16 protein-coding genes are annotated in these 15,662 nt (G+C 30.7%); 3 read left to right on the plus strand and 13 right to left on the minus strand.

Annotation, left to right across the window (positions count from 1 at the left end):
• Window positions 1-5: 5 nt before the first annotated feature.
• Entirely contained in the window at window positions 6-458 is a 453-nt protein-coding gene (locus LNP04_RS09905; protein ID WP_229982806.1) for a FixH family protein, read from the plus strand.
• Window positions 449-1,213, plus strand: a complete 765-nt coding sequence (locus tag LNP04_RS09910) for a sulfite exporter TauE/SafE family protein (RefSeq protein ID WP_229982807.1) — start codon at window positions 449-451, stop codon at window positions 1,211-1,213. Before LNP04_RS09905 ends, LNP04_RS09910 begins: the two co-directional genes overlap by 10 nt.
• Window positions 1,214-1,226: 13 nt before the next feature.
• Here the strand turns inward: LNP04_RS09910 and LNP04_RS09915 are convergent, their stop codons facing one another.
• The 5 genes from LNP04_RS09915 to LNP04_RS09935 all read right to left on the minus strand — a co-directional run bounded on the left by LNP04_RS09915 (window position 1,227) and on the right by LNP04_RS09935 (window position 6,334).
• Window positions 1,227-3,551 (minus strand): TonB-dependent receptor domain-containing protein, encoded by a 2,325-nt coding sequence (locus LNP04_RS09915; RefSeq protein ID WP_229982808.1) that lies wholly within the window; start codon window positions 3,549-3,551, stop codon window positions 1,227-1,229.
• Window positions 3,552-3,827: 276 nt separating this feature from the next.
• Entirely contained in the window at window positions 3,828-4,094 is a 267-nt protein-coding gene (locus LNP04_RS09920; RefSeq protein ID WP_229982809.1) for a hypothetical protein, read from the minus strand.
• Window position 4,095: 1 nt separating this feature from the next.
• Window positions 4,096-4,587 (minus strand): hypothetical protein, encoded by a 492-nt coding sequence (locus LNP04_RS09925; RefSeq protein ID WP_229982810.1) that lies wholly within the window; start codon window positions 4,585-4,587, stop codon window positions 4,096-4,098.
• 56 nt (window positions 4,588-4,643) lie between these two features.
• Window positions 4,644-5,837, minus strand: a complete 1,194-nt coding sequence (locus tag LNP04_RS09930) for a radical SAM protein (protein WP_229982811.1) — start codon at window positions 5,835-5,837, stop codon at window positions 4,644-4,646.
• A gap of 2 nt (window positions 5,838-5,839) precedes the next feature.
• On the minus strand, window positions 5,840-6,334 hold the full coding sequence (locus LNP04_RS09935; RefSeq protein WP_229982812.1) for a hypothetical protein: 495 nt from the start codon (window positions 6,332-6,334) through the stop codon (window positions 5,840-5,842).
• Window positions 6,335-6,456: 122 nt separating this feature from the next.
• Between LNP04_RS09935 and LNP04_RS09940 the strand changes: the two genes are divergently transcribed.
• Window positions 6,457-7,659 (plus strand): IS256 family transposase, encoded by a 1,203-nt coding sequence (locus tag LNP04_RS09940; RefSeq protein ID WP_229982814.1) that lies wholly within the window; start codon window positions 6,457-6,459, stop codon window positions 7,657-7,659.
• Between the two features lie 17 nt (window positions 7,660-7,676).
• Here the strand turns inward: LNP04_RS09940 and LNP04_RS09945 are convergent, their stop codons facing one another.
• From LNP04_RS09945 to LNP04_RS09980, 8 genes are all read right to left on the minus strand, one after another.
• A complete protein-coding gene (locus LNP04_RS09945; RefSeq protein ID WP_229982815.1) occupies window positions 7,677-8,387 on the minus strand; it encodes a hypothetical protein in 711 nt (236 codons plus the stop codon).
• 54 nt (window positions 8,388-8,441) lie between these two features.
• Window positions 8,442-8,690 (minus strand): hypothetical protein, encoded by a 249-nt coding sequence (locus LNP04_RS09950; protein WP_229982816.1) that lies wholly within the window; start codon window positions 8,688-8,690, stop codon window positions 8,442-8,444.
• 297 nt (window positions 8,691-8,987) lie between these two features.
• Window positions 8,988-9,278, minus strand: coding sequence for a hypothetical protein (locus tag LNP04_RS09955; RefSeq protein ID WP_229982817.1), 291 nt, complete (start codon window positions 9,276-9,278; stop codon window positions 8,988-8,990).
• Window positions 9,279-9,719: 441 nt separating this feature from the next.
• Window positions 9,720-10,988: a serine--tRNA ligase gene (gene serS / locus LNP04_RS09960; protein ID WP_229982818.1), complete on the minus strand. Its 1,269-nt coding sequence runs from the start codon at window positions 10,986-10,988 to the stop codon at window positions 9,720-9,722.
• A 99-nt stretch (window positions 10,989-11,087) separates the two neighbouring features.
• Window positions 11,088-11,597, minus strand: a complete 510-nt coding sequence (locus LNP04_RS09965) for a hypothetical protein (protein WP_229982819.1) — start codon at window positions 11,595-11,597, stop codon at window positions 11,088-11,090.
• A 13-nt stretch (window positions 11,598-11,610) separates the two neighbouring features.
• Entirely contained in the window at window positions 11,611-12,801 is a 1,191-nt protein-coding gene (locus tag LNP04_RS09970; RefSeq protein ID WP_229982821.1) for an oligosaccharide flippase family protein, read from the minus strand.
• 57 nt (window positions 12,802-12,858) lie between these two features.
• Window positions 12,859-14,508 carry a hypothetical protein gene (locus LNP04_RS09975; protein ID WP_229982822.1) on the minus strand — a complete coding sequence of 550 codons (1,650 nt, stop codon included), beginning with the start codon at window positions 14,506-14,508 and terminating at the stop codon, window positions 12,859-12,861.
• Complete coding sequence (locus LNP04_RS09980; protein ID WP_229982823.1) at window positions 14,505-15,626, minus strand: glycosyltransferase family 4 protein; 1,122 nt, start codon at window positions 15,624-15,626, stop codon at window positions 14,505-14,507. The genes LNP04_RS09975 and LNP04_RS09980 overlap by 4 nt, the downstream gene beginning before the upstream one ends.
• Window positions 15,627-15,662: the final 36 nt, after the last annotated feature.

Consider the following 15,662-nt stretch of genomic DNA (forward strand, 5'->3'; position numbering starts at 1 on the left):
AAAGAATGAAAAATTTCACTTGGGGACATGGCGTGTTTTTGGCGCTTGGTTCTTTTATTATATTTATTTTATCAATGCTTTTTTTATTTCCGAACGGACAGAAAAACTCGGAAATGGTTACTGACAAATATTACGAAGAAGAATTGGAATACCAATCGGTAATCGATGCAAAAAAAAGAGCAGATACCATTAAAGAAAAGCCAGCCTTTTCTCAGAATGCAGAGGGAATTAAATTGACTTTCCCTGCAACCATCAACAACGCAAATTCAAATATTAAATTTGTGCTGAACAGATCAGATGATCAGAATTTAGATATCAAAAGATCTGAGCAACTTGATGCCAATCAGTCATTCACGATTCCTGCAAGAGTTTTAACGAAAGGAAATTATACGTTGCGATTGATGTGGACTACCAACAAGACAGACTACCGACTCGACTATGATGTGATATGGAAATAGCATTGATTATATCTGCAATTGGTTTAGGCTTTGCATCCGGTTTTCACTGTATCGGAATGTGTGGTCCCATTGCTCTGTCGATGGGATTAACAAAAAAACAGGCGACCAATTTCTATCTTCAGAATTTAACCTATCAGTTCGGAAGAATTTTCACCTATTCATTATTGGGTGGAGTTTTAGGAATTATCGGTGAAGGATTTGAGATGGCAGGTTTTCAGCAGTATTTAACAATTGCTGTAGGAATTTTACTGATTGTGATGGCCTTATTTTCATTTGGTGGAAAAGATTTTGCTTCGAAAATTCCTTTTTTATCTAAATTTTTATTTGCCGTTAAATCAAACTTAGGAAAACTTTTACAGAAAGCAGATTACCGCTCAAGATTCACCACAGGTGTTCTCAACGGCTTTCTTCCCTGTGGAATGGTTTACATGGCATTAACAGCAAGTCTAGCTGCTGGCGGAATCTTACAGGGAGCATCATATATGGCTTTATTTGGTTTGGGCACACTTCCATTCATGTTTGCAGTAGTTTTGGTCGGAAACCTCATGAATCAGGCTTTCAGGCTTAAAATTTTAAAAGCAGTTCCGGTGATTATGATTCTTTTAGGAGGATTATTTATTCTGAGAGGTTTGGAGTTGGGAATCCCTTACATCTCTCCAAGAGCGGAAGCGATGACGATTTCTAAAGATAATAAAGGCGAATGTCATTTGCCGGGAGATCATAGTACGCATCCGCACAGTGCGAATTGTCATTGATTTTTTCAATTAATTATTTACCAATTGATTTATTGGAATCAACACTTTTTGTTTCGGTACTAATATCTACGCTGTCGTTTTTTGCTGTTTTATATTTCCCAAACGTATATGTCAACGATAACCTATACATTCTTTTTTCATCAACTCTATTGTAAAGTGTAGTTAGATTTTGATTATATAAAATGGCATTTAGTCCACTATTATTTAACGCATTTTGAACAGAGAAAATGCAATTGAAGGAATTGTTAAAAAATTTATTAGAAAGTGTCAATTCCAAAGATTGAACAGGTTTTCTGATATCATAAATATTATAAACTCCCTTAGACATATAACTATAATATACATTAAATTTAAAGTTTTTAGGAAGTACTATTTGAGAATATCCGTAAAAGTTCCAAGTAGCTTTATTAGAAGGAACTAATATAAATGAATTGTTAAATACTGTTTTATTATAACCTACATTAGCAAATAAAAAACTTACTTTGTCTGGATTTATATTACCATTTTTTAAAAAAGAAATTCCTTTTGTAAATAATGCAAAGGGAAGAGGTAATCCTAAATTTAAAGAATACGTTTTTACATTATCAAAACTTTTTAAAGTTTGTATGGATTGTAAATTAACTCCATCGTTTTCTATAATAGTTAAGTTTTTAGATTTTTCAAAAGAATATCCATACGATAAATATGCATAGTCAAATGCACTCAGTTTAGCTTGATAATTGTCTACTAACTCCGGGTTTAGAAAAGGATTTCCTACAGTTTGGAAATAAGAATTGTTAAAATTATTAATATTAGGGTCTAAATCATTATAATTTGGTTGGTTAATCTTTTTAGAATAATTTAAGGATAAATTTATATCCGAATTTATTCTATAAAAGGCGTTTAAATTTGGGAAAAACTTTATATAATTAGTTTTTACGGTATATTCATTTGGATTTGATTTACTTCTAATATCATAATATTCCATTCTCAAACCTCCACTAAGTTCAAATTTTTTGATTTTCTTATTAAATGAAACATACGCAGCTAGATTTTTTTCATTATAATTAAACGGAATTTCAGAATTAAAATTGGTATTTTCAAAAATTAAGGAATCAGGATTATTTAGATTATACTTACCTAATCTTTCTGCTTGAAAATCTCCATACCTCCCTCCTAAATACATACTTAAATCAAACTTTTTTATTTTAAATTCCCAATCATTTTTAACATAATAGTTCTGTACTTTTTTATCCGACTGATTTATACTATACAAATTAGTAAATCCCAATTGTTGAGTATTTCCAAAATATTCAGAATTAAAAATTTGCCCATATGCGGTTAGCTGAAAATTATTTCCTATAGAATCAAGATTTTGTTTATATTTTAAAATTAGCTCATTACTACTATTTTCTGTGTGTGTGTTTGATAGTGATAAATTATTAATAGCAGGGATATAATCCTCACTAAATATATTCATACTTGAAGATGGATTATGTCCGTTTATCCAAAAATTATAGTTCAAATTTATGCTAGACTTGTCCTTAAATGTATATTTCAGTCCTGTACGAGCATAACTTCCCCTATATAGAAAAAGATTTTTTGTTTCTTGATTAAGTATAGGAGTTGAATTTTGTAGATTGTAAATACTTTTTACATCTATTTTTTGGTCACCTTCATTATAATAATAACCTGCTAGAAATTGCCATGAAATAGCATCATACTTTCCGTTTAATTGTAATGAAGTTGCATTTTTATAATTATGATTTACTGTATTTATTGTATTTATGCTTCCATTAATTCCTCTTGTATTCTTCGATTTTGTTATAATATTAATAATCCCACCTGAAACATTCGCACTATACTTTGCTCCTGGACTATATATTAGTTCAATTTTATCAATCGAATTTGCGGGTAAACTATTCAAATAATTATTCAAGTCTTCACCAGAAATAGATGAGGGTTCACCATCAATATATATTGCTGATATTTTGCCATTTTGAGCAATATAACCATTCGGAGTAACTATAACACCTGGAATTTTGGTAAGAGCTTCGTAAGTTGAGCCATTACTCAAAATGTTATTTCCGTCTACTAAAATAGTTATTTTATCAGCTTCTGATTTTATAAATCTTTTCTTTACTCCTGATAATGTCACTTCTTCAATTGATTTAATTGATTCTAAATTAATATTTAAATCAATCTTTTTTTCATTTTCAGAAATCGTAATTTCTTTTATTACTGTTTGATAGTTTTCTTTAGAAATGTAGATTTTATACATTCCATTTTTCAAGGAAACCTTTTCAGTATGTGAACAGTTTGAAAAAGAAAACATGGAATTAAGGACACCATCCTCCATGTACGATACTTTTATTTCGACATTATCTAATTTACAGTTAGAAATATTTATTAAAAACTCAATATTAGATTTATTAATGCTTTGAGAATAAGTTTTGACACTAATGATTATCGACAATAAAAAAACAACATTTTTAAATAAGGAAATAATTGACATTTAATAAATAAAATTATTAAAGAATAAAAAAATATATTCTTTATGAGTTAATTGTAAACAGATTTATGGAAATAATTAGTTTTTTGTAGAATCAAAAAATCTTTAATCATACAAATAAGATTATTCTTTTTTTCCACTATTCCCTCCATTGCCGCCGTTACCTCCATTTCCTCCATTACTTCCCCCACCTCCATCACCTCCGCGACCTCCATCACCTCCGCGACCTCCACGTGTGCCATCCTTACCATTTTCACCATCTTTTCCGTTCTCACCATCTTTTCCGTTCTCACCGTCTTTTCCTTTTTCACCATCATTTCCATCATTAGAAGAGTTCCAAGAACCTAACTCTAATCTTTCTTCTAGTTCTTCAATTTTAATTGTAGTCATTTTATATAATATTTTTTAATTTGTTTAAAGTATTTAAGCACACTGATGTTGTAAATAATCTTTTAAATTCCATAGCTCTGACATTTGTCCCAAAGGTCTTAATACTATCAAATTTAGTAATTTCTGGTATCGTAATTTCTGGTCTTGGAATCCTCAGTGAGTTACTATTTTCCCATGAGCCATCACTATACTGATTTTTCAATAGATAATCTATTCCATTTTTAATATTCTTTTGAAAAGAATCAACTGTTGATAAACTTTTTAAAGCTAAGCCAGTATAAAATAAATTTTCTCCAAAAAAATCTGAAAAACTACCATTGGAATTTTGACATAAAGATATTTTTTTTAATTTGTTTTTAATAAGACCCTCTGGAAAATCCACAACATGTGAAATAGAGGAAATATAATAAACACTATAAATATCATTAGTCCACCAATATGAATCTAATAAATCATTCTCTAATCTACTTGATATAAAATCTTTTAATTTCATCCATTCACTTTTATATGTCTCTTTATATTTATAAAGTACATGAAGTGCAACAGAGCTTACACAAAAATGAGATTGAGTCCACCCATCATACGAAAAGTAATTTTCTGAAGAAAAATACTTACGTAGAATATTTTCATTATTATAAGTTGAAAACCCTCCATCATCATTTTGATATCGTTTGTAATATATGGAACCTCTGTACACTTAAATACATTTCCGAATGCATCATACACAGATGAATTTTTATTAGTTGCCAAACAAACATTATAAACTCTCTTCGGTAGTAAAGAAACACCTTTACCATTCTTTATTAAATTTTCAAACCAAAATATTTCTTGGCTAGGGTAATCGAAATCTATTACTTCATCATTACTTTTGTCGCCCCATTCATGAATTTTTGCAGAATAGAAATTTACACTATTTAAAATATTTTTTTCTTTTAAAAAATCAATTAGAGGAATAACCGTAGTTTGATTTTCCTTATCAACATTGCATCTTATGCTTATTTCAACGTTATAGTTTTCCTGAGCTTTTAACTTAATAATATTCTCTAAATTCCTGATAATTGTTTTAAATGTTCCTTTATCACTATTTTTCAGGTTTCTTCTTCCATTATGAGCGTTTTCAACACCATCTATTGTGATTTCTATAAAGTCTACGAATAGTTTATTATATAAATCACGAAAAACTGATTCAGTCAGCTTTAAACCATTTGTAATAATTTTTGCACTATAAATAATATTAGCTTTATCACAAATCTCTTTTAATCGATTTGTTATCTCAAACATACTACTCATACCAATCAGCGGCTCTGCTCCAAACCATCCAATTCTAAGTTCCGTAAAACTATTTATTTTTATTTTTCGCTCAATTGCATCAACTATGTTTAATATATTTTTTTTGTTTAAATTAATGTTTTGATGATTTTGCCCACAATAAAAACATCCCATCTGGCAGTATGCAGAAGGCTGAATAACTTCATAAAGAGTTGTATTATTAGTATTTACACTTTCGTTTTGATTTAATATTTCCGTAAATTCATCCTTTTGATTAGATACTAGAATTTGATTCGCTATTAGAGATTCCTTTATTTCTGTTGGTAAATTATCTAAATTTCCAACACATATACATTGCCAAACCGCAGTAGATATTTTTAATATTTTTCCGAATTTGGTAGAAAAGATAATTATTGCATCATCATATTCGGTAGAAACAATATATTTCGATAATGTCCAGACTGTTTCACTCATTTTCATTCTTTTTTCAATTTTAATTTAATATTCTTTGATAAAGATTTTAATTGTGAAAAAACAATAAAATAAAATGCTAGAGGCAATGATATTTGCCAAAAAGTAATATTATTTTCGCTTTGCCAAAACCAGTTTTTTACATAATAATAAACATTAGTAGGAAATTTAAATAAATCTAAAAACATATATCTTGATACATAATACAAAAACCAAAGTAGAAATAGGTTGCATAATAATCCGTAAACTATTAAAAATCCTTTGTGAGCATTAATCTTTACATCTTTTAATGATATAAAATTATATAGTTGCTCATTGGCTTTTGCTCTTAGATTATACGTATTGGTAATATCTGAAAGAATCCAATATCCATCAAATCTTAAAAATGGATTTATATTTACTATCGTATTGAATACTATCACAGATGAACAATAATAGAAAAGCGGGTTATTTGTTAAAATATATAATAAAATTAAAAACAATACCAACAAACTTTCCATATACATTGGTAGTATCTCACTAACTGTGTAAGTTAAAAAGTTATTCTGTAAAATTTTGAGCCCTTATAGCTCAAAAAATTTTACGGAAATAACTTTTTATTATTTTTAACCATTACATAGTTATGATCGACAAAGAAGATTTACTAAACAATAAGGATTTCTACAAATCCTTTAAGAACGGGGAAGATTTAACCTCATTCTTTAAAGAGCTGCACAAAAAAGCAGTAGAACATATGTTGGATGCTGAACTTGACAGCCATCTGGATAATTCAAAACACGAAAAAACCATTAATGGAAACTATCGGAACGGACACGCAACCAAGAGGATAAAGTCCTCATTCGGCGAATCAGAAATAAAAGTTCCCAGAGATAGGGAAGGCAGTTTTGAACCAGCATTAGTTCCAAAGAGACACAATATCATCGATGGTTTGGAGAACATTATCATCTCATTTTATGCTAAAGGGATGAGTGTAAGTGATATTGAAGAGCAAATCAAAGAAATGTATGATTTTGACGTTTCGACTTCCACCATCTCACGAATCACCAATGCTGTTGCCAGCGAAGTGGTTGCCTGGCAGAACCGACCATTGGATGAAGTATATCTGATTGTCTGGATGGACGGGATTGTTTTCAAGGTTCGTGAAAACTCCAAGGTCATCAACAAAACCATTTATTTAGCCGTAGGACTCAATCGTGAAGGTAAAAAAGAAGTTCTCGGGATGTGGCTCGGAAAGAACGAAAGCTCCAGCTTTTGGATGAATGTTCTGACCGATTTAAAAGCTCGTGGCGTAGAAGATATTCTCATCACTGCTACCGATAATCTGAATGGATTTACCCAGACCATTCGCTCGGTTTTTCCGCAATCTCAAACCCAAATCTGCGTAGTTCACCAAATTAGAAATGCATGTAAATATGTTGTCTGGAAAGATAGGAAAGAATTTTCTGCAGATATGAAACACATTTATACTGCCCCCACAAAAGAAGCGGCAAAAGCAGCTTTGGACGACTTTGCAACCAAATGGGAAAGTAAATATCTCTATGCAATACAATCCTGGAGAACTCATTGGGACGAATTAACCGTCTTTTTTGAGTTTCCAATCGAGATTAGAAAAATAATTTACACGACCAATTTAATTGAAAATCTAAACGGGAAAATCCGAAAATACACCAAAAACAAAATGTCTTTCCCTACAGATGATGCAGTTATAAAATCTGTTTATTTAGCATTGAAAGAAGCAACTAAAAAATGGACCATGCCCATCCAAAATTGGGGATTGATTTTAAACCAATTTATGCTTATTTTTGAAAATAGGCTCAGATTATAAATCTAAGCCCTAACTTTTTAATTTACACACTTAATGGGACAGTGTCTATACATTCCTGCAATATCTACAATAACCCTTTCTTTTCTTGATAATTTCCAAACGTCAGTTACATCAGCATATAGAACAGGTGTTAATAAATAAAAACCAAAACCTATATCGCCATGTTTAGCCCCATAAGAACGACAGGAAATAGCATGACCAAATTCATGAAATAATAATGTTATTGCCATTGTTAAGGGCAATATGTATATTTTTTGAGAATCTAACTTAAAATTATGCACACCACTATAGATAAAACCTACACAAAATATTATATTGAAAATAAAAGAAATTATTACAAAGTTCCTATTTTTAAATATGAATGATAAATATTTAGAAATGACTTCAACATATTTTGATTTAATCAATGTGAACTTTAAAAGTAGATATGAGTTTTTTGGCTTTATATGAATTTCATCTGATGTTATCTTTTTTAATTTATTAAATATTATTTCATGTAGTTGGTCTAATGATATATCAATTTCTTTGTCTTGCTTTAAATTATCTTGGATTTTTGATATAGAATTTTTCCCGTTAATATATTCTATTATGTGAAGTACTTGAGAGTCACAATATAAATATGCTCGTTGAACTTTATCAATTTCAATTATTAATAAAACATTTTCATTCTCTTTTTCAACAACAGAAAAAGAGTTATGTATATTAGGTATTAGACTTTCTATATTCATACAAAAAGCCACTTATTATTAAAAATAAGTGGTCAAAATTAAAAATTATAAATTTTATTTTGAAGGTTCGACAGTTGTAGTTGTAGTTGTTGGAACTGAAGGCTTTGTTCCTCCACCAACATTAATACCAATAGTACCATCACCAGCATTTCCACCGTTTCCACCGTTTCCACCGTTTCCACCATTTCCACCACTTCCAGAAGCTCCGCTTCCTCCGGCAGCTCCATCACCTCCATCACCTCCAACCCAGCTTCCCAATTCTAGTCTTTCTTCTAATTCTTGAATTCTAATTTCTTTTTTCATAATAGTTAATATATTTAATTGTTAAAAAATGTTTCTAAAATATTTATTTTGAAGAATCTATTGTTGTGGTAGGTTGTTGTGTTGTTGGAGTCGATGTCCCACTATTTCCATCTCCTATTGTAATAGTTCCTTCTCCACTACCACCATCACTACCGCCACAACCAGTTGCATTACAATCACCGGATGAACTCTCTCCACCAAGCCAAATACCTAATTCTAATCTTTCTTCTAATTCTTGAATTTTAATTTCTTTAATAATTGTTAAGAATATTTACAAATTTTGTTTATTTCGGAATACTACTGAGTTGATGTTGTTGGTTTTTGGGGTTCAATTGTAGTTGTAGATGTACCAATAGTACCATTTCCACCACTTCCAGCATTTCCACCATTTCCACCATTTCCGCCAGTGTTTGCTCCTCCGCCACAGTCACAACTATTATTATTGCAACAGCCATTTCCACCATTTCCACCATTTCCGCCATTTCCACCATCTCCTCCAGCCCAGCTTCCTAATTCTAATCTTTCTTCAAGTTCTTCAATCTTGAATTCACTAATATTTATTATTTTCTTTGAAATATCATTGATCATTATGTAAGTTTTTTTGAGTAACGAATCACATAGTAATGGCAAAAATATAAATATTTCTATTATTTGCAAATAAATTCTCAAAATTCATCACCATTCATTGAAAATAATGAATTTGCAAAAATCACGAGTAAAATATTATTAATTTATAATTTTTATAAAATTTGAATTATATAAGAATATATAGCAAATAGCAATTGAAAATTTTAAATTAAAAATAAATTGATATGTCGTATTAAATTTTCTAAAAGTATTTATTCATAGAATTATTAAAACTCTAGAAAGTTGGAAAAAAAGAAGAGAGGATTTGATTATTTAGTTTCAACTTTCATATTATTATCAGCAAAAAAAAATAACCCTCACAAATAAAATTTAATTAAAACATAGATTTTAAAACAAAAAAACCACCGAAAAATCGGTGGTTTCATTATATAAATCTAAGTTTTAATTAATCAATTCAAACTTCGCATACTCAGCGATTTTCTTTGGAAGCTTAATTCCTTCTTCAGTCTGATTATTTTCAAGCAATGCTGCCATAATTCTCGGCAAAGCCATTGCAGAACCGTTCAAAGTATGAACTAACTGAGTTTTTCCGTCAGCTTTGTAACGACACTTCAGTCTGTTGGCCTGGAACGTTTCAAAATTTGAAACTGAACTTACTTCCAACCATTTCTCCTGAGCTGCACTCCAAACTTCAAAATCATACGTCATTGCTGAAGCAAAACCTGTATCGCCACCGCACAATCTTAAAACTCTGTAAGGCAATTCAAGATCTGTAAGGATTTCTTTGATATGCTCTACCATTTCTTCCAAAACGACATAAGAATTTTCTGGTTTTTCTAATCTTACAATTTCTACCTTTTCAAATTGGTGAAGACGGTTCAAACCTCTTACGTGAGCTCCGTAACTTCCCGCTTCTCTTCTGTAACACTGAGAAAATGCCGTGTTTTTAATTGGAAGATCTTTTTCATCCAACAAAACATCACGGTATAAATTCGTCACCGGAACTTCCGCTGTTGGGATTAAATACACATCATCTGCATTGATGTAGTACATCTGCCCTTCTTTGTCAGGCAACTGACCTGTTCCGTAACCTGAAGCTTCATTCACAACGTGAGGCGGATTCACTTCCAGATAACCTGCATCTACATTTTTATCTAAAAAATATTGAACCAAAGCTCTCTGCAATCTCGCACCTTTCCCAAAATAAACAGGGAAACCAGCACCTGCTATTTTTACACCTAATTCAAAATCAATTAAATTATATTTTTTTGCCAATTCCCAATGAGGAATTGCACCTTCTCCTAAACCTTCCACATCATGAGACTGATAAATAATTTCGTTGTCATCTGCAGAAACTCCCGCTTTTACCAATTCGTAAGGCACGTTTGGAATTTGATACAGAATATCTAATAATTTTTTCTCGATAACTTCCAATTGATACTTCAATTCTGCGCTCGACTCTTTGAACTGTGATGTTTTAGATTTTGAGGCTTCAGCTTCTTCTTTTTTCCCTTCTTTCATCAGAATACCTATCTCTTTGGAGATTTTATTGATTTCTGAAAGTTGAGAATCTAATTCAAACTGAATTCTTTTTCTCTCTTCGTCAGTAACGATAGCTTCGTCTACCAACTCAAGACCCTTGAATTGTCTTTTTTGAAGACCTTCTAAAACGCGTTCTTTGTTTTCGCGCAAAAAATTGACTTGTAACATTTTTGTATGTTGTTGGGTGTTAGATGTTTGTTGTTGGGTGTTACAGGACTTTCTATCGTTCCGCTTCCATCATCCAACAGATTTATGCAAATTTAAATATTATTTTGTGATTTTCACCACATTACGATTTTCTGAATCTTTTGTTAATGGTAATTCAGAATTGTTATAAGAAACTTTAGAAACCGAAAAAACTTCCGGAGTCCAATGGTAAAGAATTTCTAAAGTATCATTTACAGGCTCCGCAAAAGTAGAGTCAGTCAACTTTTTGGTGAGTGCCACCCGAATTCGGGAACGATAAATTCTGTCATCAGAAGCCTCTCCGCTTTGTAATTGTCTGGTGGCTCCCGCAACATACTCAAGCAAATTTCTAGAATTCGGATCTGTTTTCGGAGAAAAGCTCACAGGCGCAACGTCTGTTGCCGCCAAAACATCGTTCATAGAGACAGAGGTGTAAGCCCCAATGGTATTCGGTATTAATAAATCTTTACCCGCAACATCCTCAATATAAAAATGAATCGTCTGATCTATTTTTTGAAAAGAATCTTCATCACTCGTACAACTGATAAGCGCAAAACATCCCAATAAAATTCCAAAAAGTAGATTCTTCATATGGCAAAGATAATTATTTTAGATTCTTTAAATATTTATTAAAATGATAAAAATAGAAAAATCCCGAACTTAATAAAGTCACAGAAACACAAACTGCCATTCCTAAAACATGATACTTTGGAACTAAAAAGAAAGAAAATACAATAAGTGTAATGAATGAAATCACCGAGCCTTTTGTATTGACAGACATTTTACCTATTGCAGATAGTAGATTCCCATAAAGATTTCTAAACAAAATATTCATTAAAAAAGTTGCCATGAAAATCACAAACACATAAGAACTTTCTGCATACTTTTCTTTGGATATTACTATCAGAATTTCTTTACTAAATAATGCACTTATTATAAAGATAAGCAGACAAATTGGAATAAAAAACTTGTAATATCCGATGATATAGCTTTTAAGAAAACTGCGGTTTTGATAGTTCTTTGCCAAAGTATGAAAATCACTCTGCATAAAAGACAATGCTAAAAATGTAACATTTGAAGGAATCAAAATAGCTACTCGGTAGTCTGCCACTGCATCTTCATTGAGTAAAAAACTTAGGATAATGATATCTATTGAAAAAAGAGCATCGGAGAGTAAGGTTGTTGCAGAAGTATTAAATCCGTATTGTTTAATTTCTTTCAAATTAAAACTATCAGACAACTTTACAGTATTCATTCTTGATTTTTCCAACCAAAACAAAGACAAAAAAGGAGTAAAAGCCATCGCAATGAGATACCCTTTCAATTGAAAAAAATAGGTTAGAATTAGCAGAATTAAAAGCCCATATATGCTTAAAAAGTTATTAAACCTAGCAAACTCTCTGTTTTTATTATACACTCTAAGATCTGATTGCACATAAGTAAAAAAATAAAAGCCGATAAGACGAACACAAAAAAACAAAAAAATATAGAAAATATCTTCATATTTTGTAATGTAAAAAAAACTGACTATCAAAAAAATTATTGATAATAAAATTTGATAATAAAACCCTTTTCTAAAAAGATAAGCAGATAGGCTATTCTTTTCTGCTTCCAGATCGGAAATAGAGCCGAATCTCAATAAACTCTGATGACTCCCAAAACCACTGCATGCAGATAAAATAGAAAAAACCGCCGCAACTATGCTCAGCTTACCAAAATCTTCTGTTGGGAGTATTTTAATGATAAAAAGAGATGATAAAAGTCCACATATTTTAGCAATCAATAATGAAGTCAAAACATAATGTCCCTCATTTTTAAGAAAGTTTTGCAAGAAAAATAGTAAGCTTTTCATTTAAAAATATAGCTTAAAAATAGATAAAATATTGATTGCGTAGGCTTTTTCAAAAAATGAAGATGAACTAAAGAGAGATTTCACATCGTTTTGCAATTCAATATAATTTTCCAGACGATCAATATTTTCTGTGAAATAATTTGAATAATACCGCTGTATAGATATATCATTATCAAAATAAAACTGATAAGGATACATACTGGTTTTTTTCGGCTTGTTTAGTAGTTTCTGATAAAAAGCTTTACGAGCACCTTTCAAATACTTCTCACCAAACCTTATTTTCCATTGAGCATCTGGTTTCATTAAAGTTCTTTCCCAAGTGTATTTAGATGCTTCTTTACAATGTTTTAAAAGCCATTGTTGATACAGTTTATGCTTAAACTTCCACTCTTCAGGAAGGCTAACAGACAATTGCATAAAATCTTTGGTCATGTAAGGTGATACCATATACGCTTTCTGCCGGAGAACCTGCGAGCCCAGAACTGTCCTATTATAGGCGAGATTTTTTAGTAAAAAGATTTCTTCACGATCATGTTTTTTTAAAACAGAGTCAATATTGGATTGTATGTGGGGAAGAAAATCTGAATTCACAATAATCTTATAATGAGAAGGTGATTTTCGTCGGGGTTCAGAATTGAAACCTCCCAATATTCCATCTCCTATTTGCCCGCCGTGAAAAAGCGAAAAATCTCTGTACTTCAAATTATCTACTGCATGACTTACATGTATACCTCCTATAAAATGTATACAACCCTCAGAGATTCTTGTAAGCTCATCTATTTTTTTTAAAAATAAGCCACTATCAAGCGGTATAAACTCATAATCTAAGTCATAATCTGCAGCTATCTTTCTCGAAATTTTTTCATCAAGATACTCTGACTGAGAAAAACAAAGAGTTGAACCAATTTCAAAACCTTCTTTGATAGCATACATCATTGCCATTCTGCTGTCTAATCCGCCACTCAACAATGCCAAATGTGACGTATTGTACTCTAAATCTTTTTCATATTCCATTTTTACACCAGCCGCAAAAACTTCATGGATTTGATCTACTGCCACCTCTTTGGAATTTGAAAAATATTCTGTTTGAGCGATATCAAAATATTCTCTTTCAATAATCGATTGTGTTTTACAGTCGATCGTTAAAAAATGACCATCTAAAACTTTGTATATATTTTCAATTGGAGTTCTGTTCTCTAATAAATTTCCAATTGCTAAAATTTGATAGAGTGAGGTAATATCAGGACTAATAGAAATGTTATTTTCTTTAATTGTTTCACTCATTCTCACCAAATCTGAATCGATAAAAATAAGTGAATCTATTTTTGAATAAAAAACACGTTGACTAGATGTGGGATTCGTAAATACAAGGATTTTATTTTCTTTTTTATCCCAAATGCAACCTCTGAACTCGCCTTCAAGATCCTGCAATACGCGCCAACCGACTTTATGATATGTACTGATAAAAAGCTGAGGGAAATCATTTGTAAATGAATCTTTCAACAATACTTTTTTATTGAGAACCACACCTTCAAGAATAACATAATATTCTGGCGTTTCAACGTAGAAAGAATCATAAGTTTCTTTTTGAAAAAAACTTTTAATCTGAGGTTGGCTATTATTAATTAAAATTGAAAATCCCTGATTCATTTCAATGTTTCATTATATATTTTTAAAAAATTTTCAGAGATTGTCTCTTGTGAGAAAGTCTTTTCTGCGTAGATTTTCAATGTTAAAGGGTCATGCTTTTTCTCACTCATCAACATTTTTAGCATAGCATTTTTAAGTAAGTCTTCTTCTTTATTTTCGAGCAAAATTCCAAAATCATCTGGAAAAAACTCAGATATGCCGCCAACATTGGTAGAAATCACTCTAATTCCGCTCGCAAAAGATTCTGCAATTACACATGGCTGGTTTTCATAATCACTAAAAAGAATAAAGCAATCAGACCGCTGCATTCTTTCTGCAATTTGAGGAAGAGTCTGAATTCCAAAAATTTCAATTACAGATTCGAGGTTGTTATTTTTAACTATTTTTTTTAATTCAGAAGTGTCGCCGTCACCACCAATCTGCAGTTTAAAAGAATAGCCTTTTTTTAAAAGTTTAATAGCAACATTTAAAATTTTATCTGCACTTTTATTATCTGTGAGATTTGAAACATGTATAAAGGTAAATTTTTCTGTACTTTTTTTTGCAGGAAAAAAAAGATTTGTATTTACCACATTCGGAATTACTTCCATTGAGGTTCTAATTCCTAATTTTTCTAAACTTTTTTGTAGGTTCTTAGTAACAGGAAGAATCTTATAAGCCTGATTACCAATCAACCTAGCAACTAATTTAATAATAAAAGATGTTTTATATTGATTTTCTATTTTTAAGGCACTCCAATGTTCACTTATAATAAAAGGTATTTTAAACTTTTTTTTAAGATACACAGCAAAAAACATAGAGTTATGCAAAACATTTGCATGAATAAGATCTGGATATTGAAGTTGATGGAAGCCTTTTTTATAAGCAATCATTCTTCTATAAAAATTCTGAAGAGGATTTTTTGAATTTTTATAGTAAACAATTAATGTTCTGATATTATTAATGACTTGGTCATCAAATATAAACTTTTCTGATTGCTGAAAGTTTCCTATTGCATGTAAAATCTCAACATCGCATATTAAAGATGCCGCTTCTGCATGGCGTTGCACAAAGTTTCCATTGGTAGGCTCTAGTTTATTCGGAAACCAAGATGAAATAAATAAAACTTTATGCTTCATTAATGATCAGTTAAAAAATGTATTTTTAATATGGCT

The organism is Chryseobacterium sp. C-71, assembly GCF_020911865.1.
Lineage (GTDB): Bacteria > Bacteroidota > Bacteroidia > Flavobacteriales > Weeksellaceae > Chryseobacterium.

Bases quoted from the DNA above. Each gene is read 5' to 3' on its own strand.
- LNP04_RS09965 (WP_229982819.1), bottom strand. From the start codon at position 11,597: ATGAAGAATCTACTTTTTGGAATTTTATTGGGATGTTTTGCGCTTATC.
- LNP04_RS09945 (WP_229982815.1), bottom strand. From the start codon at position 8,387: ATGAATATAGAAAGTCTAATACCTAATATACATAACTCTTTTTCTGTT.
- LNP04_RS09955 (WP_229982817.1), bottom strand. From the start codon at position 9,278: ATGATCAATGATATTTCAAAGAAAATAATAAATATTAGTGAATTCAAG.
- LNP04_RS09920 (WP_229982809.1), bottom strand. From the start codon at position 4,094: ATGACTACAATTAAAATTGAAGAACTAGAAGAAAGATTAGAGTTAGGT.
- LNP04_RS09925 (WP_229982810.1), bottom strand. From the start codon at position 4,587: ATGAAATTAAAAGATTTTATATCAAGTAGATTAGAGAATGATTTATTA.
- LNP04_RS09910 (WP_229982807.1), top strand. From the start codon at position 449: ATGGAAATAGCATTGATTATATCTGCAATTGGTTTAGGCTTTGCATCC.
- LNP04_RS09980 (WP_229982823.1), bottom strand. From the start codon at position 15,626: ATGAAGCATAAAGTTTTATTTATTTCATCTTGGTTTCCGAATAAACTA.
- LNP04_RS09905 (WP_229982806.1), top strand. From the start codon at position 6: ATGAAAAATTTCACTTGGGGACATGGCGTGTTTTTGGCGCTTGGTTCT.
- serS (WP_229982818.1), bottom strand. From the start codon at position 10,988: ATGTTACAAGTCAATTTTTTGCGCGAAAACAAAGAACGCGTTTTAGAA.
- LNP04_RS09950 (WP_229982816.1), bottom strand. From the start codon at position 8,690: ATGAAAAAAGAAATTAGAATTCAAGAATTAGAAGAAAGACTAGAATTG.
- LNP04_RS09915 (WP_229982808.1), bottom strand. From the start codon at position 3,551: ATGGAGGATGGTGTCCTTAATTCCATGTTTTCTTTTTCAAACTGTTCA.
- LNP04_RS09935 (WP_229982812.1), bottom strand. From the start codon at position 6,334: ATGGAAAGTTTGTTGGTATTGTTTTTAATTTTATTATATATTTTAACA.
- LNP04_RS09975 (WP_229982822.1), bottom strand. From the start codon at position 14,508: ATGAATCAGGGATTTTCAATTTTAATTAATAATAGCCAACCTCAGATT.
- LNP04_RS09930 (WP_229982811.1), bottom strand. From the start codon at position 5,837: ATGAGTGAAACAGTCTGGACATTATCGAAATATATTGTTTCTACCGAA.
- LNP04_RS09940 (WP_229982814.1), top strand. From the start codon at position 6,457: ATGATCGACAAAGAAGATTTACTAAACAATAAGGATTTCTACAAATCC.